Genomic DNA, 22561 nt, shown 5'->3' with positions numbered 1-22561 from the left:
CTAATGCCAGCCAGTTAAGAAGTAGAAAGGGTAAAAAGTAACCTGTGGCGAGGGAGCAAGCTCCCTCGCCACAGGTACAGTGTTCGTCCTTAACTGACTGGCATTACCCCTTGCCCTGGGTTTCGATGCCTTCAATCGATCCCGACAAACCCACCCGTCTGATGCTGCCACAACCGCGCATACAGCCCGCCGTGTGCCAGCAATTGGGCATGGCTGCCGCTCTCGGCGATCTGGCCTTTCTCCAGCACCACCAGGCGGTCCATTCGCGCGATGGTCGACAGGCGGTGCGCAATCGCAATCACGGTCTTGCCCTGCATCAGGGTTTCCAGGCTTTCCTGGATCGCCGCTTCCACTTCCGAGTCCAGCGCTGAGGTGGCTTCGTCCATGATCAGGATCGGCGCGTCCTTGAGCAGCACACGGGCAATGGCGATGCGTTGGCGTTGCCCGCCGGAGAGTTTCACGCCGCGTTCGCCCACGTGGGCATCCAGGCCGGTGCGCCCTTCGGCGTCTGACAGCAGCGGGATAAACTCGTCGGCGCGGGCCTTGTGCACGGCGGCCCAGAGCTCTTCGTCGGTTGCATCCGGCTTGCCATACAGCAGGTTGTCGCGGATCGAGCGGTGCAGCAGCGAAGTGTCCTGGGTGATCATGCCGATCTGTGCGCGCAGGCTTTCCTGGGCGACTTCGGCGATGTCCTGGCCGTCGATCAGGATGCGTCCGCCTTGCAGGTCGTACAGGCGCAACAGCAGGTTGACCAGGGTCGACTTGCCCGCGCCGGACGGGCCGATCAGGCCGATCTTTTCCCCCGCCTTGATTTCAAGGTTGAGGTCGCCAATGATTCCGCTCTGCTTGCCATAGTGAAAATCCACCTGCTCGAAACGCACCTGGCCATGGGGCACGCTCAGGCGCGGGGCGTTGTCGCGGTCTGTCACGGCCAGCGGCTGGGCGATGGTTTTCAGGCCGTCCTGCACCATGCCGATATTTTCGAAAATGCCATTGACCACCCACATGATCCAGCCGGACATGTTGACGATACGAATCACCAGGCCGGTGGCCAGGGCAATCGCGCCCACGGAAATCAGCGACTGGGTCCACAACCACAGGGCCAGGCCGGTGGTGGTGACGATCAACAGGCCGTTCAGGAGGGTGATCACCGTGTCCATGCCGGTCAACACGCGGGCGGCCAGCTGGGCTTTTTCGGTTTGCTCGATGATCGCTTCCTTGGCGTATTCCTGCTCATTCTGCGTATGGGCGAACAGCTTCAACGTGGTGATATTGGTGTAGCCATCAACGATGCGGCCCATCAACTTGGAACGCGCCTCGGAGGAAATCACCGAGCGCTCTTTGACCCGTGGTACGAAGTAGCGCAGTGCCAGGCTGTAGCAGATGATCCAGGTGATCAGCGGCACCATCAGCCGCCAGTCTGCCTCGGCAAATAACACCAGGGAACTGATCGCATAGATCGACACATGCCAGATGGCCTCCGCCGTCGCCACGGCCGAATCGCGCAGGGAGTTGCCGGTTTGCATGATGCGCTGGGCGATGCGCCCGGCGAAATCGTTCTGGAAGAAGTTCAGGCTCTGCTTGAGCACGTAGCTGTGGTTCTGCCAGCGAATCAGGCTGATCATGCCGGGGTTGATGGTCTGGTGCACCAGCAAATCGTGCAGGCCGTTGAAGATCGGGCGCAACAGCAGCGCGACCACGGCCATCCAGATCAGCTCCGCGCTGTGGACCTGGAAGAAATTCGCCGGCGGTGTGCCCTGGGCCAGGTCGATGATGCGACTCAGGTAGCTGAACAGCGCGACTTCGATGAGCGCACCGACCAGTCCCACTACCAGCAACGCGGCAAAGCAGGGCCACACTTGGCGCAGGTAATAGAGATAGAAGGGCAGGACTTTTTCGGGAGGGGCCGCGCTGGGCGCATCGCGGAAGATGTCGATCAGTTGTTCAAAACGACGATAGAGCATTAGGCTTGACGCCCGCCGTGCGGGCTCTCCTTTCAAATGCGCACGCCGCCTTGTGGGCAACGTGCGGAGCTACTTGCAGGTCTACCCGCAGACCTCAGTCGATGCGCTTGGCCGACTTGATCAGGACGGGATCGATTGGCACGTTCTGCATGCCTTGCTTGGTGGTGGTCTGGGAGTTGACGATGACATCGACCACGTCCATGCCCTTGACCACTTTGGCGAATACGGCGTAACCGGCATCGCGACCCGGGTCGAGGAAGGCATTGTCGGCCACGTTGATGAAGAATTGGCTGGTGGCCGAGTTCGGGTCGTTGGTACGGGCCATGGACAGCGTACCGCGAACGTTATGCAGGCCGTTGCTGGCTTCGTTCTTGATCGGTGCTTCGGTCGGCTTCTGCGACATCTGCTGGGTGAACCCGCCGCCCTGGACCATGAAGCCTGGGATCACACGGTGAAAAATCGTGTTGGTGTAGAAGCCTTTATCGACATAGGCGAGAAAATTCTTGGTACTGATCGGCGCCTTGACCGGGTCCAGTTCGATTTCAATGTCGCCATTGGTGGTGGAGATCAAGACGTGGGGCGCCTTGACGGGCTCGGCTGCCATCAGGTTGGCAGCGAACAGAACGGAACCGGCAAAGAAGGCGATTTTTTTCAGCATGGGTCAGTGATCCTGGGTAGTGGCGTCGACGGAGTTTAGAAAGTCGAGCAGGGTAGCGTTAAAGACTTCGGGTTGGTCCAGGGGCGTGGCATGGCGGAATCTTCAATCACCACCAGTCGCGCGTTGGGCAGCAGTTTTACATAGATTTCTTTCTGCGCCACGGGGGTGTAATCGTGGTCGGCGTTGATGACCTGGGTTGGACAGGTGATTCTGGAGCGTTGTTCCTGCCGCCACAGTGCACTATCGCCTCGAGCTTGCACAATTGAACGCAGGCCATGGGTGAACTCCGTTTCAGGCTTGCCGGGGGGCCGCGAAGGGCGCGTCCAGCGGAGCGGTATCAAAGGTGCGCAACAGTTCCACGAGGATCTGCGTCGCCGGGCCCAAGGGTTTATCCTTGTTCGAATACAAATAGAATGTGGGATGGCGGCTGCCGCCCTGTTCCAGCGGGAGTTGTTTGAGCACGCCTTCGGCAAGTTCGCGCTCGATCATGTGCCGGGGCAACCAGGCAAAACCCAGGCCGCTGCCCACAAACGCGGCGGCGGTGGCCAGGCTGCCGACGGTCCAGCGCTGTTCGGCGCCGAGCCAACCCACATCGCGCGGTTGCTGGCGGCCGGAGTCACGGATGACCACCTGCATCTGGCTTTCCAGGTCCTGGAAGCTCAGTTCACGATTCATGCGGTGCAATGCATGCTCGGGGTGGGCCACGGCGACGAATTCCACATCGCTCATTTCCGTGCCCAGGTAACCGGCGATGCTGAACCCGCAAATCGCCAGGTCGGCCACGCCTTCTATCAGCAGCTCTTCGACGCCGGAGAGCACCTCCTCACGCAAGCGCACCCGGCACCCTCTGCTCTGCGGCATGAATGCGGTCAGGGCGCGCACCAGGCGCGCATTGGGGTAGGCCGCATCCACAACCAGCCGCACCTCGGCTTCCCAGCCTTGTTCCATGTGATGGGCGAGGTCTTCCAGTTGGCTGGCGTTTTTCACCAGTTGCCGCGAGCGGCGCAGCAGCACTTCACCGGCATCGGTGAGCACCGCCTTGCGCCCGTCGATGCGCAGCAGCGGCACGCCGAGCTGGTCCTGCATGCGCGCCACGGTGTAGCTCACCGATGACTGCGAACGGTGCAGCGCTTCGGCCGCCTGGGCGAAGCCGCCATGGTCGACCACGGCTTGCAACGTGCGCCATTGATCGAGGGTAACGCGGGGCGCTTTCAAGATGAGCTCCTCTTGTCCTAAGCTGGCGGTCCTTATTGGAGACTGCCGAATGAGAAAATTCTGTTGTGTGTTGCTGGCGCTGCTGCCGATGAGCGCGTTCGCCTATCCCATCGACGTGACGAAAAAGATCGAGGGTGTAAGCATCGATTACACCGCGTCCGATGTGGACGGCGATATCAGTTCGATTCAGCTCAACAACTACGGCACGGCAGCGGCGGTGTGTTCGGTGGTCTTTACCAACGGCCCTGAAGCGCCGCGTCGTCGTACTGTCACCGTACCTGCGGGCAAAAGCACTAACACCACGGTCAAGTTCAACCGCGCGATCATCAAGATGCGCATCGCCCTGACGTGCGGGCCGAAATAAAGCAAAAGCGGAGCATGCCCAAGGAATTACTCCGCTTATAAACAAATTTATAGATGGGTTATAGCAGTTTTTTGTGCTTTTTAATCGAATGGGCCCTGGTTAATCTTTTCTCCATCGACTTACAGCATTTACCGATGGAGCCTACATGGCCATGTCCAACGTTCTGATCATCGAAAGCAGCGCTCGCCAGCAGGATTCGATTTCCCGCCAACTGACCCAGCAGTTCATCAGTCAATGGCAGGCCACTCATCCAGGCGATCGGATCACCGTGCGCGACGTGGCGCTCAACCCCGTGCCCCATCTGGACGCCAACCTGCTGGGCGGCTGGATGAAACCCGCCGAACAACGCAACGCTATCGAACAGGCGTCCCTGGACCGCTCCAACGCATTGACCGACGAATTGCTCGCTGCAGACGTCCTGGTAATGGCGGCGCCGATGTACAACTTTGCCATCCCCAGCACCCTCAAGGCCTGGCTGGACCATGTGCTGCGCGCCGGGGTTACCTTCAAGTACACCGCCACCGGGCCGCAAGGTTTGCTGACTGGCAAGCGCGCCATCGTGCTCACCGCCCGTGGCGGCATTCACACCGGCGCTGCATCGGACCATCAGGAACCGTACCTGCGCCAGGTCATGGCGTTTATCGGGATTCACGACGTCACCTTCATCCATGCCGAAGGCGTGAACCTGAGCGGTGACTTCCAGGAAAAAGGCCTCAACCATGCAAAGGCACTGCTTGCCCAAGTGGCTTGATCCTTTAATCGCCAGATAATCCCCCGGTGTTTATCTAGCGCCACGCAATCCCTTCAAGTACGCGTACCGAACCTCCCTTTGCACTTGTTGCTCCTGAGTGCTCCTGCCCGACTGCCGCTTTAGCGAGGTCGGGTTTTTTTTGCCTCGAGTTTCTTCAAACATCGAAAAGCTTTAATGTCGCGCCATTCGAAACGAGGCGCACATGGGCTATTTACTGGTTGTTACCCTGATTCAGGCATTTTCCTTCAGCTTGATCGGCGAATACCTCGCCGGTCACGTCGACAGCTACTTCGCGGTACTGGTGCGCGTGGTCCTGGCCGGGCTGATCTTCATTCCATTGACCCGCTGGCGCGCGGTGGAACCGGCATTCATGCGCAGCATGCTGATCATCGGTGCGCTGCAGTTCGGCGTGACCTACGTGTGCCTCTACCTGAGCTTTCGCGTACTGACGGTGCCGGAGGTGTTGCTGTTCACTGTCCTGACACCGTTGCACGTCACCCTGATCGAAGACGCGCTCAACCGGCGCTTCAATCCCTGGGCACTGGTCGCCGCGCTGGTGGCGGTGGCGGGCGCGGCGGTAATCCGCTTCGACCAGATCACCCCGCACTTCCTGATGGGCTTTTTGCTGCTGCAACTGGCCAACTTCACCTACGCCGCCGGGCAAGTCATGTACAAACACCTGGTGGCGCGCTATCCAAGTGATCAGCCGCACTACCGGCGTTTCGGCTATTTCTACCTGGGCGCCTTGGTGGTGGTGTTACCTGCGTTCCTGCTGTTCGGCAAGGCGGACTTCCTGCCCCAGGCGCCGCTGCAATGGGGCGTGCTGGTGTTCCTGGGACTGGTCAGCACTGCGCTGGGCATGTACTGGTGGAACAAGGGGGCCTGCCTGGTCAATGGCGGCACCCTTGCGGTAGTGAACAACCTGCATGTGCCGGTGGGGCTGCTGCTGAACCTGCTGATCTGGAACCAGCATGAGCCGCTGGGACGACTGGCCCTCGGCGGCCTGGTGATTCTGGCGGCGGTGTGGGTCAGTCGGTTGGGGATCAAGCGGGCGTCGCTTACATAGCAGCGAGAGACTTGTGCCAGGCCGAATAGGGCGTGTTTTTCACCTGACATTGATTGAAGTCGGGTGAACCGTCATCCCACCAGACGGGCCCGCGCTCACCCAGATCAACCTTGGCCTTTTGAACCTTCGCCCTCGCGCTTTTCAGCTGGCCCTCATCACCTGACGCTTTCGCGGTTTTTACTTCACGACGCGCGTCCATCAGTTCGTTAACCAAACGCTGCCGAACGTCTGAGGGTAGTAAAGGATTACTGCACCGCCAGAGTTTGCCATTGACTACGAAATAGCGGCCATCGGGCGTTTTTGGATACATCAATGGCTCCAAGAGGCTCGTTATGCTGTCGGGCTCAGTTTGGGTTGGTACTCCCAGCCAGGGTTACTTTGACGATGGGAGTGATACCTGCGTGCGATCCGCAATACCCCCCACAACATAGAAATGGCTACCGACATCCATGCGGCGATGATGCTGAAGATTGTCATTGGAAGGCTCATAAATGTCCCCCGTTGCTTTGCCGTCTTCTACTCTCATAGTAAATGACCCTGGTCCGTTACCTCGGATTCAATTTATTAATAGGGCGTACGCTTACAGTTCTATCAGCTCATGCTCGGGGCTTTTTTGGTGTAACGTAACAACACATCTAGAAGAGGTTTCCAATGTCTAAACTCGCAGAATTCCGCCAGCTCGAAAAACACCTTGCCGAACAGCTTCAGGCCCTCGAAGCTTTGAAGGGTGATGCCGGCCTCAAGAAAGAAATTGAATTCGAAACGAAGCTGCGCGATTTACTCGCAAAATACAGCTACAGCCTGAAGGACGTTATCAACTTGCTTGATCCACAAGCAGGGCGTCGCGCTCCAGCCGTCGAATTCAAAGCCGGCAGCCGCAAGCCACGCCAGTTGAAAGTTTATAAAAACCCTCATACCGGTGAAGTCGTCGAAACCAAGGGCGGCAATCACAAAACATTAAAGGCTTGGAAAGCAGAACATGGCTCCGCGACTGTTGAGTCCTGGCTGGCGAAGTGACGACCTAAGGTATCAAGTGCATATCGCGTAGTTTGTCGAACACGTCGAAAAATGCTTGATCGCTCGCCTGGTAGGCGGTAAAGCCCATGGCACGGCTTTTTGACATATCCGTGACAACTTCAATGGGGCGACCAAGGTCTGCATCCGTGTGCCATGGTGACACCAGGCGACCTATATCGGGTTCTTTCAGGCCGTGTTCCGCGACTATTTGCGTCCATGCGGCTTGATCGTCAGCCATCTGCTTCTCAAGGGGAGAGAGCGAAGCGGGATAATCGGCAGCAGGCAAGGCGAAATAGTCGGCAATTCGGCCCCACATCCATTTCCAACGGAATACATCGCCATTGGTGACGTTGAATGCCTGATTGGCCGCAGCCGGCGTGGTGGCCGCCCACAGTTGTTGTTTCGCCAACTGCCGTGCATCCGTCATATCGGTGAGGCTGTCCCACTGCACTCTTGAGCCGGGAAACACAAAAGGGCGATGGGTTTGTTTGCAAATCGAGGCATAGACGGCGAGGGTGGTTGCCATATTCATCGCGTTGCCTACCGCAACCCCGGTGACGGTATGCGGGCGATGAACGCTCCATGTGAAGCCGTCCTTTTCAGCGGCGGCGAATAGTTCGTCTTCCTGGGCGTAGTAGAAATTTTCGATATCCAGACGACCCTGTTCTTCGCGAAACGGTGTTTGCGGAAGGCTGCCCTTACCATACGCTTCGAACGGGCCGAGGTAATGTTTCAGGCCAGTAACCAGGGCCACGTGCTCAACGCTCTTGGCTGGGCGAATGGCGGTGAGCACATTGCGTACCATGGCGGCATTAACGCGAATGTTCTCGGCTTCCGTGGCTTGCCGTGACCATGTAGTAATGAATACATGAGTGGGTTTCAAATCCGCCAGCGCATGTTGCAGCGAAGCTGGATCCTGAAGGTCTGCCGCGACAGGGATAACACCTTGCGCTTGCGACGGGTGCCTCGACAGCGCGGCGACCTGCCAGTTGTTCTCGATTAGTAACTGAGTGATGGCGCTGCCGACGATTCCGCTGGCGCCCACGACTAAAGCTGTCTGGCTCATACGTTTCTCCTGGATTTAGGTTTGGGAGTCCGCCTGAGCAACAGAGGTTCAACCTGAACCTAAACCGGATCCGCATTGAGCTGCACGGCACAAGGTAGAACTGGCCCAACCCTTCGCTGAGCCGGCATGGAACTACGGCCTCGGCACCCCCGGCACATCCATATTGATCTTGCGCCAGAAGGCTTCAGAGAAGCTGTAAGCCGAGAACGCAATCAGCCCCAAGGCCATCACCATCAATATCAGCCATCCCGCTGGAAGATTCTGCAGCGCGTTCAGGGCTTCTTTCATACCTGGTGGATTCATGGCTTGATAAGTGGAACCGCTGATTGCCAGCAGCAACGCGATCTCTATAAAAACTACTCCACGGGCAATCAGACCGAACCGCGACACTGGGCGGACGTACTGCATGACGTCTTCATCGGCCTCAAAATATTTCTCGAACGAGGCTTTCCACCCCTTGATGATATGAGCGATACCCACACCCAGCGGAACGAGTGCGATCAGGTACACCAACACATTCGAGTGATCCCATGACAAGAGATGCGCCAGCCAGTCTTTGGTCTGCCCGCTGGAATTACCCGAGCTTTTAATGCCGCTAATAAGCAGGCCCAATGCAAAGAGCGCGAGAGCGCCGTTAACCATACCTCCCGCTAACAGACCCGCGCGAATTACCAAGCCTTTAAGTTCTTTGCCATGATGGTCCACATCACGCGTAGCTTGCAGAACGCGCCAAGCCGCAAATGCGAGTAGGCCCGCCACCACAACCCCAACGAGAAAATAGCCGAAGGGTTGGCTAAGCAGTGCTTCCAGGCTCTTGTGGCTGTCTTTCGGCTTTGTCGAATCTTGTGCTGCCAGCAGTGCGAAGATGCCGATGATCAAATACAGCACGCCCCGAGCGGCGTAGCCTCCCCGAGCGAGTATTACCAGGCCTTGTTGTGCGGACATTCGATGTATTCCCGAGCTTTGATACAAAAGCAGACCCCTCTCGCTGGGTGGGGTTCTATTAACAGCAAGCGTCCGTCAGACTCCGGGCTGAATTTCGGAGCCAAGACATGAACCTTGCCAAGCGTGACTTCACCAAACAACTTCTTATTGATGCAGGAATACGTGATGGCATGCGTGTTCTGGATGTCGGCTGCGGAACGGGGGACGTTTCCTTCCTGCTAAGCACTCTGGTCGGCAAGACGGGCGAAGTCGTCGGGGTTGATCACGATGATAATGCGCTTGCTACAGCGCGCAAACGCGAGGTATCCGATAAGTACCCTGCGCCCACTTTCATTCAAAGTGGGTTACTCGACCTGCATGAATCTATCGGCATGTTCGACGCCATCGTGGGCAGACGAGTGCTCATGTACCAGGCAGATACCGTGGCCACCGTCAGTGCACTGGCCAAGCATCTTCATCCAGGCGGGGTGATGGTTTTCCAGGAGCATGATACGACGATGGCCCCAGCCAGTATTGACGCCTTCACCCTGCACAGAACGGCTCAAGGCTGGATACAGCAGATGATCGCGCGCGAAGGCGCCGACTTGCATATCGGCTTTAACCTGCACGGTATCTTCACCACTGCCGGATTGCGTGTCGCGGATGTGCGTGCCGAATGCGTCGTACAAACCCCTGATACACCTTACGGCCTGGGCTACATCGTACGTGCCTGCTTGCCACGCATCGTCGCGCTGGGGGTTGCGACACCAGATGAGGTCAACATTGAAACGCTGGAACAACGTCTGATTGATGAGCGAACGCAGTCAGGTGGGATATACGTCGGGGACGTAATGTTCGGGGCGTGGGCCTATAAGCCGGGGCAGTCTTGATCCCAGGCACCTCGGTACGGGGAGAAAAATGCTGATAAAAAACAGCTGATTGGCCCTGTTCGCGTAAAGAAACTCGGTTTGGACGCCCGAAACCGGTACCCTATGCAGCTGATATTTTGTATTTCTTCGAGGTAGCACCCGTGTTTTCCCAATTCGCCCTGCACGAACGCCTGCTCAAAGCCGTGGCCGAGCTTAAATTTGTCGAGCCTACGCCTGTGCAAGCAGCGGCCATCCCGCTCGCGCTCCAAGGGCGTGACCTGCGGGTGACGGCGCAAACCGGTAGCGGCAAGACCGCTGCGTTCGTCCTGCCGATTCTCAACCGCCTGATCGGCCCGGCCAAAGTCCGCGTCAGCATCAAGACCCTGATCCTGCTGCCGACCCGCGAGCTGGCCCAGCAGACCTTGAAAGAAGTGGAGCGCTTTTCGCAGTTCACCTTCATCAAGTCCGGCCTGATCACCGGCGGAGAAGACTTCAAGGTCCAGGCCGCCATGCTGCGCAAGGTGCCGGACATCCTGATCGGCACCCCAGGGCGCATGATCGAGCAACTCAATGCTGGCAATCTCGACCTCAAGGAAGTCGAAGTGCTGGTGCTTGACGAAGCCGACCGCATGCTCGACATGGGGTTTGCTGATGACGTGCAACGCCTCGTGGCCGAGTGCGTCAACCGCCAGCAGACCATGTTGTTCTCCGCCACCACCGGCGGCTCGACCCTTCGCGAGATGGTCGCCAAGGTCCTGAACGATCCCGAGCACCTGCAGGTCAACAACGTCAGCGATCTGAACGCGACCACACGTCAGCAGATCGTCACCGCTGACCACAACGTGCACAAGGAACAGATCCTCAACTGGCTGCTAGCCAACGAGACCTACCAGAAGGCGATCGTGTTCACCAACACCCGCGCCGCTGCCGACCGTATCTACGGCCGCCTGGTGGCGCAGGAATACAAAGCGTTCGTGCTGCACGGCGAAAAGGACCAGAAGGACCGCAAGCTCGCCATCGACCGCCTCAAGGCCGGTGGCGTGAAGATCCTTGTCGCCACCGACGTCGCCGCGCGCGGCCTTGACGTAGATGGCCTGGACCTGGTGATCAACTTCGACATGCCGCGCAGCGGCGACGAATACGTTCACCGTATTGGCCGTACCGGGCGTGCCGGCAACGATGGCCTGGCCATCTCGCTGATCTGCCACGGCGACTGGAACCTGATGTCGAGCATCGAGCGCTATCTGAAGCAATCGTTCGAGCGCCGCACTATCAAGGAAGTCAAAGGCACCTACACCGGGCCGAAGAAGGTCAAGGCGTCGGGCAAGGCTGTCGGCGTGAAGAAGAAAAAGACTGACGCCAAGGGCGACAAGAAGAAAGCCGGTGCCAAGTCGCCGACCAAGCGCAAGATCGCCAACCGGCCGAAGACCGACAACCTGTCGCTCGTCAGCAAGGACGGCATGGCCCCGCTCAAGCGCCGCAAGCCGGAAGCACCCGCTGCCGAGTAAGGCCTGCGCTAGACGAAAAAAAGCCGGACATTGTCCGGTTTTTTTATGCGCTCAGTTTGATCGCTCCCATGCTCCGCGTGGGAGCGCAGCCAGTGGCGCTCCGCGCCGCTCTTAATTCATTCAGTCTTGGCAGCAGCTTCCTTCAACTCTTTGAGCCGGGCGTCGATCAACTGGCATTTGTCGGGAAATTGCGCGCTTTCGGTGTCCAGATCCATCTTCTGCAACTGGTCATTCATCTCCTTGGCTTTGGCAGGGTTCTGCTCAGTGAGCCGGCTCACTTCCTTGGCCAGCGCCTCACGCTTGGCCGTGGCCTCTTCGGGCGTGCAAGCCCAGGCGGGCAGGGCGCCCAGCAGCGTGGCGGCAATGGCCAGTTTCATCAGGGTTTTCATGGTTCGGACCTCCTTGGCGATGATGTTCGGTTGAGGGGGCAAACGCCTGGAAAGTTCAGGGAAATGACGCCCCGTCCATCCAGCTGAACGGCCAGCGCGCGGGCGGGTCATTAGTTCTGACGGGCTAATTTTTCTACGCCTGCAGGAGGAATCAGGATGACGACTTACAACTGGGATCTGATCGAGCGGCTGTTGCATGAAGTGCAAAACGGCGAGGGCAGCTTTGCTCCCCGCAAATACGCTGAGCAGGAAGCCGCCGAGAAGGCCACGGCGGGTGAGCCCACCGGCAATCTGGATGCGTTGAAGAAGACCGCCGCCGATTATGAAGCGCTGTTGTTCAAGCGCGGGTTTATCGAGTCGCGCCCCGAGGAAGAGGGCGGCAATGGTGAGAATTTCATTCTGACCCCGCGAGGTGCAAGCCTGCTCTCGCTGATTGATAGCTCAATCCCGGGGGAGAATCACCCGCGTCATGTGCTGGACCAGCAGGACGACGCGCTGGATGAACAAACCTTTGATCGTGTCGCGTCCGAGGCGGCTATTGCCGGTGGTGCGATTTAGCGTTCACGCGCGAGTGGTAGCGGGTGTGCCCTCTTCCACGTTTATTGGGAAGGAGTCGCCTTCAGGCACTTCAGCGCCTTGAAGTCGCTGCGCACGGCGTCGATTTTCTGGGTCAGCTTCAGGCGTTGCTGCGCGGTGCTTTCAGCCATCAGGTCAACGATCAGGCTGCGCGCCGCGGCTTCGGTTTGTGCGTAGGCGCTGCGGTACTCAGGGGTCCACAGGCTTTCACGGTCGACCAGCAGTTGCTGCATCTTGCGCGGGAAGTCGGCGCTTTGGCGTTGCTGCACGGCGTCGATGAATTGAGCCTGCCAGCGGGCGCGGTTGCCGATCCAGTCGGTGTTCTGATCGCCCAACGCGACGGACCATGCCATCACCCGGCTTTGCTGGCGTGTACTGAGCGGGCCGATCCAGGCGTCCAGGCGCTTGCTCATGCGTTCGGCGCGTTGCTTGATCTGCTGGGGCAGTGGCGGCTTGAGGTATTCGTCCTGGCGTTTGCGCAGGTCTTTGGCCAGGGCGTCGTTCATCTCCTTGACCTGTTGGTCATCCAGACCTTGCAGCAATTGCACCGCAGTCGGGGTGATTTCACGCGCAATCTCGCCGATGGCCTGCTTGGCTTCCACGGTACGGGTTTGTAAGGCCGCGTCCGTGACCTGATTGCTGTCGACCATCGTTTGCAAGCGGTCCAGCCAATCCAGGTAACCCGGCAATTGCGTGGTGCAGTGCCATGCCAGGTGCTGCTTGAGGCTGTCGTTGAACCAGCTCTTTTGCCCGGCGTTCATGTCCAGGTAGTCGTTGAGGGTCCAGGGGATGATCACATCGAGATTGCGGTAGGCCAGGCCTACGCGGTTGCAGCCGGCGAGCGCCAGGCTCAGGGTCAGCAATAACGCTAGAAATTTGAGCCGACGCAACATGGGCGGATCCTTGCACGGATGGGGTTAATGCATGTGAACCTGCGGCGGGGGCGACAGTTCAGCCCATCAATAAAACGATCGCACGGCCTTCAAGGTCAACAGCCCATCACATTGCGAATTGTGTCCGGAGTAGGCCGAACAGTCCCCACCACTGAGGCTGGAGTCGCTGTAGATCAAGTCCAGGTCAATGCCTTTCCATTCTCGGGAGAACTGTACCGACCAGTCGCTGAACGTGCGAATGGAGCCGTTTTCCACCGAAACCGGGGTGCCCAGCTGATGGGTGGTGTACTTCATGCTGACGCCAATGCCGAAAGGCTGGGTACCGCCAAGGTCGGCAAACAGCGTGCTGTCCTGGCGGTCGGGGTCGTTGCTGAAGGAGGCGCCAAAGCGGTTGCCCAACAGGTTCAGGCCACCGTAGAACTCCTGGCTGTCCAGGGGGCTGAGCTTGGGATAGCTGTAGTGGATCAGGCCGACTTCGTAGCCCAGGGTCTGGTCGAAAGGGTGTTTGAAACCCATGTAGGAATCAATTTCGAGCGTGCTCTTGGAGGACAGGTCCATATTCGGCGAGAACTGCCCGAAATACACGCCGCTGTCGTGGCTCAAGTCCAGGCCACCGTGGAACGAGTCGCTGCCGGGCGCGGTGGGCTTGACCAGACCCTGGGCCATGCTGCGGCTGGGCGTGGTGCCCAATTTAAGGTCGAAGTCGCCCAATTCGCGCTGGAAGATCTGCGCTTGGGCAAGCGGACTGGCGATTAGGGCGACGATCAGAAACGTGCAGGGTTTGAACATGCTTCACTCCATGAAAAGCGAGGAGCAGTAACGAAAAATCAGGCGGATGCCCGTGCTAGACGTGTGCAAGGATACCGGCGAATGCGCGCAGGTGAGGCCCGTTCGTCGTTTTTGCGCAATAAAGGGTGAAGCGGAGGGTGTTTCGGGCTCTAGTCCTAGCGCCTTGAAGGCAAGACGCTTAGGAACCAGGTGCGTTGCGCAGTGTTACTTCTTGCCCAGGCTGATCTGCTTGGACGGGCCGAAAGTCTGGCCGCTTACGCCCTTGGCTATTTGCTGGATTTCGCCACCGGACTTGAGAAACGCAGCAATCTGGCTGTTGATCGATTCGCTGGTTTCAACGGCGGGAGCTGGCTTTGCTTTGCTGTTGGATGCTTTTACACGCATGGCGGCCACTAACCTGTAGAAAATTAACTTGGCCAGGCATCGTACAGGAAATACTTGACAATTGCTTGGCAAATATCCCTCAAACATTAACGTAGCGTCTGGATACGCGCCGAACTTGATCGCTGATTTAATCAGCTAACTTACTGTTTTAACTCGGAAGCTTGTGATGACGGGGCGTTGGCGACCGGTAAAATTTGTAGGAATGATCAGACGAGCGGGGCGGTGCCACTGTAGCGCCACGTCAGCCTGCGGATTTTTCAGGCGCGCGGGCGTGCCTGACACAAACCGGGTAGAATACCGCCCACGCAATGAGGGTATCTGGAAATGGCTTTAGTCGGGCGCTACAACAGCTTGCAAGTGGTTAAACACACTAACTTTGGTTTGTACCTGGATGGTGCGCAGGACGGTGAAATCCTCTTGCCTAATCGGTATATCCCCAAAGATATTCCCAGTGAAGATGAAGACTGGCTTAACGTTTTCATTTATCTGGACAGCGATGACAAACTTATCGCCACCACTGAGACACCCAAAGTTCAAGTGGGCGAGTTTGCCAGTTTAAAAGTGGTGGAAGTCAACAGTATCGGCGTTTTCCTCGATTGGGGGCTGCCAAAAGACCTGTTGCTGCCCTACTCAGAAGAAAAGCGTCAGTTGAGCGCCGGTGAGTATTGCGTGGTGCATGTCTACCTCGACAAGCACACCAAACGCATCACCGCCACCGCGCGCCTTGACCGCTATCTGGACAAAACGCCGGCCAATTACCAGGTGGGCCAGGAAGTCGACCTGCTGGTGGCCGAAGCCACGGACATGGGCTTCAAGGCGATCATCAACAACAAGCACTGGGGCCTGATCCACAAGAACGAGGTGTTCAAGTTCCTGCGCCCAGGCAAGGAAGAGAAAGGCTTTATCAAGGAGATCCGCGCCGATGGCAACATCAGCCTGAGCCTGCAGCCGGTTGGCCAGGAAGCGGCGTCCAGCCTCAACTCGAAGATTCTTGCCAAGTTGCGTGACAACAACGGCACTTTGCCGGTCAGTGATAAAAGCGATCCTGCTGTCATCAGCAACTTGTTTGGCGTGAGCAAAGGCAACTTTAAAAAGGCCATTGGTGCGCTCTACAAGCAGGGGCAGATTGTGATTCATGCGGACCGCATTGAACTAAGCTGAGTGCGGTTTGCTCTGCTGTAGGAGCAAACTCGCTCCTGCAGTGGACCGGTCCAATGTCGAAAAAAACGCTGTTTGCCTATCTTGGCACCCTGTTCGCCTTCCTGGTGCTCGACGGCCTTTGGCTCGGCGTCCTCATGGGGCCCACCTATAAAAGCCTGCTCGGCTCGCTGATGCTCGACCAGCCGCGCCTGTTACCTGCGGTCGTGTTTTATCTGCTGTACGTCCTCGGTTGCGTGGTGTTCGTGGTCTTGCCCAGCGCCAGCTGGCAACGCGCTGCGCGTTTGGGCGCCTTGCTCGGGTTGGTCGCCTATGGCACTTACGACCTGAGCAATTGGGCCACGCTGCAAGGCTGGTCTGCGGGCTTGGCGGTGATGGACATGGCGTGGGGCACGGTTCTGACAGCGATCTGTTGCACCGTCGGCTACCTGTGTGCACAACGGGTGCGCCAGTGATTGTGTACAGGATTGTCGTGCACCGTTGCTGCGCATATCCCTAATAGCTAAACCTTGATAATCCCTTTGGAGCGCCGTTCCACGGGGATTGTGTGCCATTGGCACGCATCCTGCTGAATACCTCGTATACAACCCATGTAGCCGACCGTATGCATACCGCGACGTCAGCGCAGGGCGATTTCGAGGAGTCCAGCGATGACTGAACAATTGCCCAAAGGCTACAGCCCACGGTTATACAACCAGGATCTGGGCCCACTGCCGCAAAAGTGGACCTGGTACAACATATTCGCCTTTTGGATGAGCGATGTGCACAGCGTCGGCGGCTACGTCTTCGCCGCCAGCCTGTTTGCCCTGGGGCTGGCGAGTTGGCAAGTGCTGATCGCCTTGCTCGCGGGTATCTGCATTGTGCAACTGATCGCCAACCTGGTGGCCAAACCGAGTCAGCAAGCGGCGGTTCCTTACCCCGTGATCTGCCGGCTGGCATTTGGCGTGTTTGGCGCGAATATTCCTGCGGTGATCCGAGGCCTGATCGCGGTAGCGTGGTACGGGATTCAGACGTACCTGGCGTCGAGTGCCTTGATCATCGTGGTGCTGCGCTTCTTCCCGTCGATGGCCATATATGCCGAGCCGCATTTTGCGGGTTTGTCCTACTTGGGCTGGTTCGGCTTTCTCAGCCTGTGGGTATTGCAGGCCGCTGTGTTCTGGGCGGGCATGGAGTCCATCCGCCGCTTTATCGACTGGGCCGGCCCGGTGGTGTACGCGGTGATGTTTGTCCTGGCCGGCTGGATTGTCTGGAAGGCCGGCTGGGCGAATATCAGTTTTACCCTGGCGGAAAAATCGCTGTCGGGCTGGCAGGCGTTCGGCCAGGTAATCGTGGCGACGGCGCTGGTGGTGTCGTACTTCTCCGGGCCGACCTTGAATTTTGGTGATTTCAGCCGCTACTGCCGCAGCGTGCAGGACGTGCGCCGTGGCAATTTCTGGGGGCTGCCGGTGAATTTCCTGGCGTTCTCCCTGGTTACCGTGGTGATCGTCTCGGGCACCCTGCCGGTGTTTGGCGAAATGCTGCATGACCCGATTGCCACCGTGTCGCGTATCGACAACAGCATGGCCGTCCTGTTGGGTGCCTTTGCGTTTGTCACCGCCACCATCGGTATCAATATCGTCGCCAACTTTGTCTCGCCCGCGTTCGACTTCGCCAACATTGCGCCAAGCAAAATCAGTTGGCGCGCAGGGGGGATGATCGCGGCGGTGGCATCGATCTTTATCACGCCATGGAACCTGTTCAATAACCCGCTGATGATCCATTACACCCTGGATATCCTCGCCGCATTTATCGGACCACTGTTTGGCATCCTTCTGGTGGATTTCTACCTGGTCAAAAAACAGCGCATCGACGTGGATGCGCTGTTCGATGACAGCCCGAGCGGGCGCTATTACTTCGATGGCGGTGTGAACTGGACGGCGGTCAAGGCTTTGGTGCCGGCGACGCTGATGGGCGTGGCGATCACCTTCACGCCGGCGTTGCAGGGCATGGCCAATTTCGCCTGGTTTACCGGATGTTTGCTGGGCGGGCTGTTTTTTCTGGTGCTGACGCGGCGCGAGCAGGTCCGCGTACCGACCCCTGTGGTCGCCGGCTGATCAATACGCTGCCCGCCACCAACAGGCCGCAACCGGCAATCACCAACGCCGGTTGCAGGCTGCCGCTCCAGTGGCTGCTCACGGAAGCCAGCAGCGGGCCGCTCAATTGGCCGATCGCAAAGCTGGCGGTCAAGAGTCCGGTGTTGCGTTGATAGCCATTGGGCGCTACCTCGCGCAAGCGTGCCATGACCAATTGCATACAGGCCAGAAACGGCGCACCGCACAGTAACACCCCCAGCGCCAGCCCCCAGCCATTGCCCAGCAGGCAAGTGAACACGCCAGCGGCTTGCAGCCATAGCGTGGTCATCAGCCAGCGCCGGGTGGTGTTCGGGTCCTTGCGGCGCAGGCTGGCAATCACCACGCCCGTTGCGGCGGCCAGGCCGAAACAAGGCCAGAACAAGTCGGCCTGCCAGGCGCCTTTGAACTGCGCGCTGGCCATCTGCGACAGGAAGGTGGCCGGAATGATGTAGCCCAGGCCGTACAGGAAGTAGATCCAGCCTAAGTGCGCAATGCTGCTGTTATTGCCGGTGCTGGGGGCGGGTGCAACCGACGCGCTCGGTTTCGGCAAGAAGGGCAGGATGGCCAGTAGCATCACCAGTGCCACTGCGCCATACACCAACCACAGCGTCGCGGAGCTTTGCCCCAGCAGGTTGGAGCCCAACGCCAGCAAACCCGTCAGCAAAATTCCCACCCCCGGCCCCGCAAATACCAGCGCTCCCAGGCGCGGCCTGCCAGCGGCAATCGCCAGTGGCTGGCTCAGGCTGGTGATCATCACCAGGGTCCAGGCGCTGGCGACACCGGTGCCGAAACGCAGCAACAGGTGCGGCCAGAACCCGTGGGCCCAGTATGACGCCAGGGTCAGCAGCACGCAGAGCCACAGGCCACCGTACAAGCGGCCCTTAATATGATGATGACTGCGAGCGAATATCGAGTCCACAGCACCCACGAAATACCCCAGGTAATTGGCGGCCGCGATCAGTCCGGCGCCGGTCAGGTCGATCTGGCCTTCGCTGAGCAGATGCGGCATCTGCGGGGTGAGGGCAAAGCGGCCGATGCCCATGGCCATCATCAGGGCGACAAAGCTGGCGGTTAAGCGAATCAGCGGTGACATGTTCAGGTGTCCTGCAATAAAGCGAAGACCGTCAGGCTAAAGCGGATTGACTTTCTGTAAAAATGAATAATAGTGATGGACTTGTTCAGTTTTGGAGAAAGGTATGGAGTTCAGTCAACTGCGCATCTTCCAGGCGGTGGCGGAGGAGGGCTCCATTACCCGCGCCGCCGAGCGCCTGCACCGCGTGCCGTCGAACCTTTCGACTCGGCTCAAGCAGATGGAAGAACAGCTCGGCGTCGAGCTGTTTGTGCGTGAACGCCAGCGTTTGCAGCTGTCTCCTGCGGGTAAAGTGCTGTTGGACTACAGCATCCGTCTACTGGCGCTGCACGACGAAGCCCACGGCGCCGTGCAGGGCGGGCAACCGGCCGGTGATTTTGTACTCGGCAGCATGTACAGCACGGCAGCGATTCACTTGCCGAAACTGTTGGCGCGTTATCACAAGGCCTACCCGAGGGTGAACCTGCAAGTGCAATCTGCGCCGAGCGGCGAGCTGCTGGAAGGCTTGATCACCGGACGGCTGGATGCGGCGCTGGTGGATGGCCCGCTGGCCTTGGCCACGCTGGACGGCGTGCCGCTGTGCGAAGAGCGCCTGGTGATCATTTGCGAAGCCGACCACCCGCCAGTACGCGGGCCCCAAGACGTCGCCGGCCGCTCGGTATTCACGTTCCGCCGCAGCTGCGCTTATCGCACCCGCCTGGAAAGCTGGTTTTCCCACGATCGCGTGGCCATGGGCCGGGCCATCGAGATTGAGTCTTACCAAGGCATGCTCGCGTGTGTCATCGCCGGTTCCGGCGTGGCGTTGATGTCTGAATCGATGCTCGACAGCCTGCCAGGCAAGGACAGCGTGTCCGTTCATCCGCTGACTGGGCCTTTTGCCACTGCTACCACCTGGTTGATGTGGCGAAAGGGTATGCTCGGCGCTAACCTCAATGCATGGATCGAGCTGCAGCAGTCGGACCGGGCAGAGTGCTTGCAAGACAGGCGTGAAATTGCTTGAACGATCCGACAGGATTCAGATCCATTCAGTAATAGTTCGTTGTGCTTTCGCACAAGCAATACGTAAGACTTAGCGCTACTATCAATGTAGGAAACGGCGACAGAACAGGCGCCTACTCGCATTACCCTCAAAGGGGGCAAATCATGAAAGAGAAAATTCAAACCTGGCTCCATGACCTTGGCGTTGCGCTGGGTTTGATCGAGCCGCCGCTGCAGCCGGTACCGATTCGTACCGATGATGAGCAACGCCGCCCTCGTCGGCGCTGATCCCAAGCCAACCCAGGATTCGTGTGGGAGCGGGCTTGCTCGCGATGCGGTGAGTCAGTCGATAGATAGCTGACTGGTTTACCGCATTCGCGAGCAAGTCCGCTCCCACATTTGTTTGTGGCAGGTATGAAAAGCGGTTACGCCACCTGGCTCCTTCACTTTCAACTGTCGGAATTGGACCACTCGTTCGTCAGAATTGGCTGGCTTACTCATTTTTTAGGATGAGCGTAGGTTGAATTCCGTTACGGAGCCATGCTCATGGTTCATGGGCTGTTGCAACGTTTATGGAACGGCCCATAAAGCGATCGGAATAGAAAAGCGGCTGCTTCCGTAACTCCAAACTTTAGAAAGCCTCTCTGCGAGGCGTAACTAAGTCAGAGTTATTGGAGACAACGCTATGACGCGCTCTTCCGTTCCGCCAGTCGCCGCATCCCTGATCGCCACACTCGAAAGCATTTTACATATCGCCCCGGTGTCCAGAGCCTGGAAGGCTAACGCTCCCAACAACATCGTGTTTCTCCCCCCGACAATAAACAAACAGGCATTGCTCACACAGATCGGGCTTTTGCGTCCATCAACGATCGTTGTTGGGGACCAGGCCATGGATGCAGACGTTATAGACCTGTGGCGTACAGCCCACCCATTCGGAAACCTCCATCTGATACGCAGAGGCACGAGTCTGGATAAGGTGCAACTGGATCTGTGCGCATTCAGCGGCATTCAAGTGGTCAACACGCCTGGGGTCAACGCGCCGCACGTCGCGGCTTATATGGTGCGCTGGCTGACACTTGCCGATGGCTCGTTACCCCGTGACATCTGCGTACTGGGATATGGCAATGTCGGTCAGGAACTCGTCAAGTTACTGCTTGAGCGAGATCCCGAAGTTCAAATCAAGGTATTGAGCCGATACCGTCTGGCGCCTGACAGGAACGTAGTACAAGGCAGTCGAGTGTCATTTGTGGTGGATTGGTTGGATGCGGTGGGAGGGGCCAGTGCAGTCGCCCTCTGCTTATCGTTGACGAATGACTCTACTCATCGCATTGACCGCGCTCTTATTCGCTGTATGCACCCGCAGGCCCGCCTGGTTTGCGTCGCCAAACCGGACGTCTTCAGCGATGACGCTTTGCAGACCCTGGCGCAAGCCGAGGGCATCCAGCTTGTATTGGACTATGGGCCGATAACACTGGACGCGTTTCGAGTGCGCACGCAAAAGCTCGGTTGCAGTGTCTCTACATGGCGCAACCCGGCGACGCTGACTGCGCAGGCGGCAACTACCGAAGGCTGCCAGTGCGATCTGGATTATGCGGTCTCCATTCAACTGAGCTTGACGGCTTTGCACGGCCTCGTCAGGCGCAGACTTGCGCAGCCATTGACGATCCCCTCTCAACAGATAGACCCCCAGGCGCCACGCGTATCGATCATCGGTAGAGGGATTAACGGCCTGTTCCAAGCCGTGATGTTTCGCCTGGCGAATTATCAGGTCGACGTATACGGCGGCAACCGGCAGAGCGACGGCGCCAGTCACAAGCAGGTGAACATGCGTCATCTGTCAGCGACGGAGACAACGGCAAAACCGCTGCATAACCCGTTCCTGCTGTCAGGAAACCAGCATTTGGCCGTTGAGTGCAATCGGGCAGGCATTGAACTGTTTGAAAAGCTTTTGGCCGATAACCCGTCGCTGGCACCCTGTGCGCGCGCGCGGATTGTAAGAGCCTATAGGGACGATGCCACTGACGTAGAGGGCGCGATCCGCGAGCAACGCGATATCCAAAGAAGGACTTGGCCGAGCGGCAAACCGGGAAGTGAAGTCGCAGAGATCAGCCAACGGCAATTCCAGGCAAGTTATGGCGTCCCTGGCGTCGGTCGGGCCGTGGAAGTATCGGGTTATGAGGTAGCGTTTAATGATCTGACGCGGGAGTTAGAGCGTCTGTTGCAGCGTTCGGGGGTTCAATTTCGGCCGTATCATCTGAACCCGGTACAAATTGCCGAGCTGAGTAAAGATCACTTCGTTGTCACTGCCATGGGGGTAGAGGAACCCACTGTAATCCCGGTCATTGGCTGGTTTTTCAAACTGTGCGCCAAAGAGAATGAAGGGGCCGAAATGTGCGGGCTCAAGCTGCAGTACGATCTACCCATCGGTGTCATGAATTGCCGCCTGGACGGGGATCACATTCTGATCTCCGGCGGGCAGGTTGCACCTGGATCGACGTTGGAGCACAAGGAACACGTACTCGAGGCGTGCCTTGCCGCGGTATCTCGGCACTTTCCACGGTCCTACCGCAATGCGGTCGAAAAGGGCGACCTGCAAATAATCGAATGTGCCAGGCCGGGCACCTCAGATGGACTGTCGATAGTGCATTGGTCCGCCCACCATCAAATCGCGGCCGGGGGAACCTATGCAGGGGGCACCACACAGGGGTTGGTGTGGGCCTCTTTGGTTCAGGAAACGATTCAGGCCAGAGCGCATGAACGGTGAATGATAAAAAACCGGTGCGACATCCGC

General features: G+C 58.3%; 24 protein-coding genes and 1 pseudogene. 13 read left to right on the top strand and 12 right to left on the bottom strand.

The window, feature by feature from the left end; genetic code table 11:
* Positions 1 to 131: 131 nt before the first annotated feature.
* The 4 genes and pseudogenes from C4J91_RS19760 to C4J91_RS19745 form a co-directional block, all read right to left on the bottom strand.
* On the bottom strand, positions 132 to 1964 hold the full coding sequence (locus C4J91_RS19760; RefSeq protein WP_124363866.1) for an ABC transporter ATP-binding protein: 1833 nt from the start codon (positions 1962 to 1964) through the stop codon (positions 132 to 134).
* A gap of 94 nt (positions 1965 to 2058) precedes the next feature.
* A complete protein-coding gene (locus C4J91_RS19755) occupies positions 2059 to 2622 on the bottom strand; it encodes a peptidylprolyl isomerase (protein ID WP_124363865.1) in 564 nt (187 codons plus the stop codon).
* 3 nt (positions 2623 to 2625) lie between these two features.
* Positions 2626 to 2849 (bottom strand): annotated as a pseudogene (locus C4J91_RS19750) (alpha/beta fold hydrolase); the annotation flags it as partial.
* A gap of 64 nt (positions 2850 to 2913) precedes the next feature.
* The gene (locus C4J91_RS19745) at positions 2914 to 3837 is read right to left on the bottom strand and encodes a LysR family transcriptional regulator (RefSeq protein ID WP_124363864.1); all 924 of its coding nucleotides are present in this window, start codon (positions 3835 to 3837) and stop codon (positions 2914 to 2916) included.
* Positions 3838 to 3886: 49 nt separating this feature from the next.
* Here C4J91_RS19745 and C4J91_RS19740 point away from each other — a divergent pair, with 49 nt between their 5' ends.
* The 3 genes from C4J91_RS19740 (at position 3887) to C4J91_RS19730 (ending at position 6018) form a co-directional block, all read left to right on the top strand.
* Positions 3887 to 4201, top strand: coding sequence for a 3-phosphoglycerate kinase (locus tag C4J91_RS19740; RefSeq protein WP_124363863.1), 315 nt, complete (start codon positions 3887 to 3889; stop codon positions 4199 to 4201).
* Positions 4202 to 4352: 151 nt separating this feature from the next.
* On the top strand, positions 4353 to 4952 hold the full coding sequence (locus tag C4J91_RS19735; protein ID WP_124363862.1) for an FMN-dependent NADH-azoreductase: 600 nt from the start codon (positions 4353 to 4355) through the stop codon (positions 4950 to 4952).
* Positions 4953 to 5154: 202 nt separating this feature from the next.
* Positions 5155 to 6018 carry a carboxylate/amino acid/amine transporter gene (locus C4J91_RS19730; protein WP_124363861.1) on the top strand — a complete coding sequence of 288 codons (864 nt, stop codon included), beginning with the start codon at positions 5155 to 5157 and terminating at the stop codon, positions 6016 to 6018.
* Here C4J91_RS19730 and C4J91_RS19725 read toward each other — a convergent pair.
* The gene (locus tag C4J91_RS19725; protein ID WP_124363860.1) at positions 6011 to 6328 is read right to left on the bottom strand and encodes a hypothetical protein; all 318 of its coding nucleotides are present in this window, start codon (positions 6326 to 6328) and stop codon (positions 6011 to 6013) included. The two genes, C4J91_RS19730 and C4J91_RS19725, sit on opposite strands and share 8 nt — an antisense overlap.
* Positions 6329 to 6669: 341 nt before the next feature.
* Between C4J91_RS19725 and C4J91_RS19720 the strand changes: the two genes are divergently transcribed.
* Entirely contained in the window at positions 6670 to 7035 is a 366-nt protein-coding gene (locus C4J91_RS19720) for a histone-like nucleoid-structuring protein, MvaT/MvaU family (protein ID WP_124363859.1), read from the top strand.
* 4 nt (positions 7036 to 7039) lie between these two features.
* Here the strand turns inward: C4J91_RS19720 and C4J91_RS19715 are convergent, their stop codons facing one another.
* Both C4J91_RS19715 and C4J91_RS19710 read right to left on the bottom strand, forming a co-directional pair.
* On the bottom strand, positions 7040 to 8101 hold the full coding sequence (locus C4J91_RS19715; protein ID WP_124363858.1) for an SDR family oxidoreductase: 1062 nt from the start codon (positions 8099 to 8101) through the stop codon (positions 7040 to 7042).
* A 132-nt stretch (positions 8102 to 8233) separates the two neighbouring features.
* The gene (locus C4J91_RS19710; protein WP_124363857.1) at positions 8234 to 9046 is read right to left on the bottom strand and encodes a DUF1206 domain-containing protein; all 813 of its coding nucleotides are present in this window, start codon (positions 9044 to 9046) and stop codon (positions 8234 to 8236) included.
* 107 nt (positions 9047 to 9153) lie between these two features.
* Between C4J91_RS19710 and C4J91_RS19705 the strand changes: the two genes are divergently transcribed.
* Together C4J91_RS19705 and C4J91_RS19700 are read left to right on the top strand one after the other, a co-directional pair.
* Positions 9154 to 9915, top strand: coding sequence for a methyltransferase domain-containing protein (locus C4J91_RS19705; protein ID WP_124363856.1), 762 nt, complete (start codon positions 9154 to 9156; stop codon positions 9913 to 9915).
* Positions 9916 to 10055: 140 nt separating this feature from the next.
* Entirely contained in the window at positions 10056 to 11402 is a 1347-nt protein-coding gene (locus tag C4J91_RS19700; RefSeq protein ID WP_124363855.1) for a DEAD/DEAH box helicase, read from the top strand.
* Positions 11403 to 11518: 116 nt separating this feature from the next.
* Here the strand turns inward: C4J91_RS19700 and C4J91_RS19695 are convergent, their stop codons facing one another.
* Positions 11519 to 11791 carry a hypothetical protein gene (locus C4J91_RS19695; RefSeq protein WP_124363854.1) on the bottom strand — a complete coding sequence of 91 codons (273 nt, stop codon included), beginning with the start codon at positions 11789 to 11791 and terminating at the stop codon, positions 11519 to 11521.
* 156 nt (positions 11792 to 11947) lie between these two features.
* Here C4J91_RS19695 and C4J91_RS19690 point away from each other — a divergent pair, with 156 nt between their 5' ends.
* Complete coding sequence (locus C4J91_RS19690; RefSeq protein ID WP_124363853.1) at positions 11948 to 12349, top strand: transcriptional regulator; 402 nt, start codon at positions 11948 to 11950, stop codon at positions 12347 to 12349.
* Between the two features lie 41 nt (positions 12350 to 12390).
* Here C4J91_RS19690 and C4J91_RS19685 read toward each other — a convergent pair whose 3' ends face one another.
* The 3 genes from C4J91_RS19685 to C4J91_RS19675 form a co-directional block, all read right to left on the bottom strand.
* The gene (locus C4J91_RS19685; RefSeq protein WP_124363852.1) at positions 12391 to 13260 is read right to left on the bottom strand and encodes a DUF6279 family lipoprotein; all 870 of its coding nucleotides are present in this window, start codon (positions 13258 to 13260) and stop codon (positions 12391 to 12393) included.
* Positions 13261 to 13326: 66 nt separating this feature from the next.
* On the bottom strand, positions 13327 to 14049 hold the full coding sequence (locus tag C4J91_RS19680) for a TorF family putative porin (protein ID WP_124363851.1): 723 nt from the start codon (positions 14047 to 14049) through the stop codon (positions 13327 to 13329).
* 204 nt (positions 14050 to 14253) lie between these two features.
* Complete coding sequence (locus tag C4J91_RS19675; RefSeq protein WP_003193095.1) at positions 14254 to 14433, bottom strand: hypothetical protein; 180 nt, start codon at positions 14431 to 14433, stop codon at positions 14254 to 14256.
* Between the two features lie 324 nt (positions 14434 to 14757).
* Here C4J91_RS19675 and C4J91_RS19670 point away from each other — a divergent pair, with 324 nt between their 5' ends.
* The 3 genes from C4J91_RS19670 (at position 14758) to C4J91_RS19660 (ending at position 17684) form a co-directional block, all read left to right on the top strand.
* Complete coding sequence (locus tag C4J91_RS19670; protein WP_124363850.1) at positions 14758 to 15594, top strand: S1 RNA-binding domain-containing protein; 837 nt, start codon at positions 14758 to 14760, stop codon at positions 15592 to 15594.
* Positions 15595 to 15647: 53 nt separating this feature from the next.
* Entirely contained in the window at positions 15648 to 16046 is a 399-nt protein-coding gene (locus C4J91_RS19665) for a DUF2177 family protein (RefSeq protein WP_124363849.1), read from the top strand.
* Between the two features lie 195 nt (positions 16047 to 16241).
* Positions 16242 to 17684 (top strand): NCS1 family nucleobase:cation symporter-1, encoded by a 1443-nt coding sequence (locus C4J91_RS19660; RefSeq protein ID WP_124363848.1) that lies wholly within the window; start codon positions 16242 to 16244, stop codon positions 17682 to 17684.
* On the opposite strand, the gene C4J91_RS19655 is transcribed toward C4J91_RS19660, so the two are convergent.
* Entirely contained in the window at positions 17596 to 18795 is a 1200-nt protein-coding gene (locus C4J91_RS19655) for an MFS transporter (protein ID WP_124363847.1), read from the bottom strand. The genes C4J91_RS19660 and C4J91_RS19655 overlap by 89 nt on opposite strands.
* Positions 18796 to 18898: 103 nt before the next feature.
* On the opposite strand from C4J91_RS19655, the gene C4J91_RS19650 reads away from it, so the two are divergent.
* From C4J91_RS19650 to C4J91_RS19645, 3 genes are all read left to right on the top strand, one after another.
* Positions 18899 to 19792, top strand: a complete 894-nt coding sequence (locus C4J91_RS19650; protein WP_124363846.1) for a LysR family transcriptional regulator — start codon at positions 18899 to 18901, stop codon at positions 19790 to 19792.
* 143 nt (positions 19793 to 19935) lie between these two features.
* On the top strand, positions 19936 to 20058 hold the full coding sequence (locus C4J91_RS27865; RefSeq protein ID WP_017737772.1) for a PA1414 family protein: 123 nt from the start codon (positions 19936 to 19938) through the stop codon (positions 20056 to 20058).
* A 397-nt stretch (positions 20059 to 20455) separates the two neighbouring features.
* Complete coding sequence (locus C4J91_RS19645; RefSeq protein ID WP_124363845.1) at positions 20456 to 22534, top strand: FAD-dependent oxidoreductase; 2079 nt, start codon at positions 20456 to 20458, stop codon at positions 22532 to 22534.
* The last annotated feature ends 27 nt before the right edge of the window (positions 22535 to 22561 follow it).

The organism is Pseudomonas sp. R3-52-08, assembly GCF_003851745.1.
In the GTDB taxonomy this organism is placed as follows: Bacteria; Pseudomonadota; Gammaproteobacteria; order Pseudomonadales; family Pseudomonadaceae; genus Aquipseudomonas.
This window is presented reverse-complemented; position numbering and strand designations above follow the sequence as displayed.

Coding starts and splice junctions, on each gene's coding strand:
- C4J91_RS19670 (WP_124363850.1), top strand. CDS start 14,758: ATGGCTTTAGTCGGGCGCTACAACAGCTTGCAAGTGGTTAAACACACT.
- C4J91_RS19685 (WP_124363852.1), bottom strand. CDS start 13,260: ATGTTGCGTCGGCTCAAATTTCTAGCGTTATTGCTGACCCTGAGCCTG.
- C4J91_RS19695 (WP_124363854.1), bottom strand. CDS start 11,791: ATGAAAACCCTGATGAAACTGGCCATTGCCGCCACGCTGCTGGGCGCC.
- C4J91_RS19675 (WP_003193095.1), bottom strand. CDS start 14,433: ATGCGTGTAAAAGCATCCAACAGCAAAGCAAAGCCAGCTCCCGCCGTT.
- C4J91_RS19705 (WP_124363856.1), top strand. CDS start 9,154: ATGAACCTTGCCAAGCGTGACTTCACCAAACAACTTCTTATTGATGCA.
- C4J91_RS27865 (WP_017737772.1), top strand. CDS start 19,936: ATGAAAGAGAAAATTCAAACCTGGCTCCATGACCTTGGCGTTGCGCTG.
- C4J91_RS19730 (WP_124363861.1), top strand. CDS start 5,155: ATGGGCTATTTACTGGTTGTTACCCTGATTCAGGCATTTTCCTTCAGC.
- C4J91_RS19720 (WP_124363859.1), top strand. CDS start 6,670: ATGTCTAAACTCGCAGAATTCCGCCAGCTCGAAAAACACCTTGCCGAA.
- C4J91_RS19735 (WP_124363862.1), top strand. CDS start 4,353: ATGTCCAACGTTCTGATCATCGAAAGCAGCGCTCGCCAGCAGGATTCG.
- C4J91_RS19755 (WP_124363865.1), bottom strand. CDS start 2,622: ATGCTGAAAAAAATCGCCTTCTTTGCCGGTTCCGTTCTGTTCGCTGCC.
- C4J91_RS19645 (WP_124363845.1), top strand. CDS start 20,456: ATGACGCGCTCTTCCGTTCCGCCAGTCGCCGCATCCCTGATCGCCACA.
- C4J91_RS19725 (WP_124363860.1), bottom strand. CDS start 6,328: ATGTATCCAAAAACGCCCGATGGCCGCTATTTCGTAGTCAATGGCAAA.
- C4J91_RS19740 (WP_124363863.1), top strand. CDS start 3,887: ATGAGAAAATTCTGTTGTGTGTTGCTGGCGCTGCTGCCGATGAGCGCG.
- C4J91_RS19760 (WP_124363866.1), bottom strand. CDS start 1,964: ATGCTCTATCGTCGTTTTGAACAACTGATCGACATCTTCCGCGATGCG.
- C4J91_RS19650 (WP_124363846.1), top strand. CDS start 18,899: ATGGAGTTCAGTCAACTGCGCATCTTCCAGGCGGTGGCGGAGGAGGGC.
- C4J91_RS19710 (WP_124363857.1), bottom strand. CDS start 9,046: ATGTCCGCACAACAAGGCCTGGTAATACTCGCTCGGGGAGGCTACGCC.
- C4J91_RS19665 (WP_124363849.1), top strand. CDS start 15,648: ATGTCGAAAAAAACGCTGTTTGCCTATCTTGGCACCCTGTTCGCCTTC.
- C4J91_RS19690 (WP_124363853.1), top strand. CDS start 11,948: ATGACGACTTACAACTGGGATCTGATCGAGCGGCTGTTGCATGAAGTG.
- C4J91_RS19655 (WP_124363847.1), bottom strand. CDS start 18,795: ATGTCACCGCTGATTCGCTTAACCGCCAGCTTTGTCGCCCTGATGATG.
- C4J91_RS19660 (WP_124363848.1), top strand. CDS start 16,242: ATGACTGAACAATTGCCCAAAGGCTACAGCCCACGGTTATACAACCAG.
- C4J91_RS19715 (WP_124363858.1), bottom strand. CDS start 8,101: ATGAGCCAGACAGCTTTAGTCGTGGGCGCCAGCGGAATCGTCGGCAGC.
- C4J91_RS19680 (WP_124363851.1), bottom strand. CDS start 14,049: ATGTTCAAACCCTGCACGTTTCTGATCGTCGCCCTAATCGCCAGTCCG.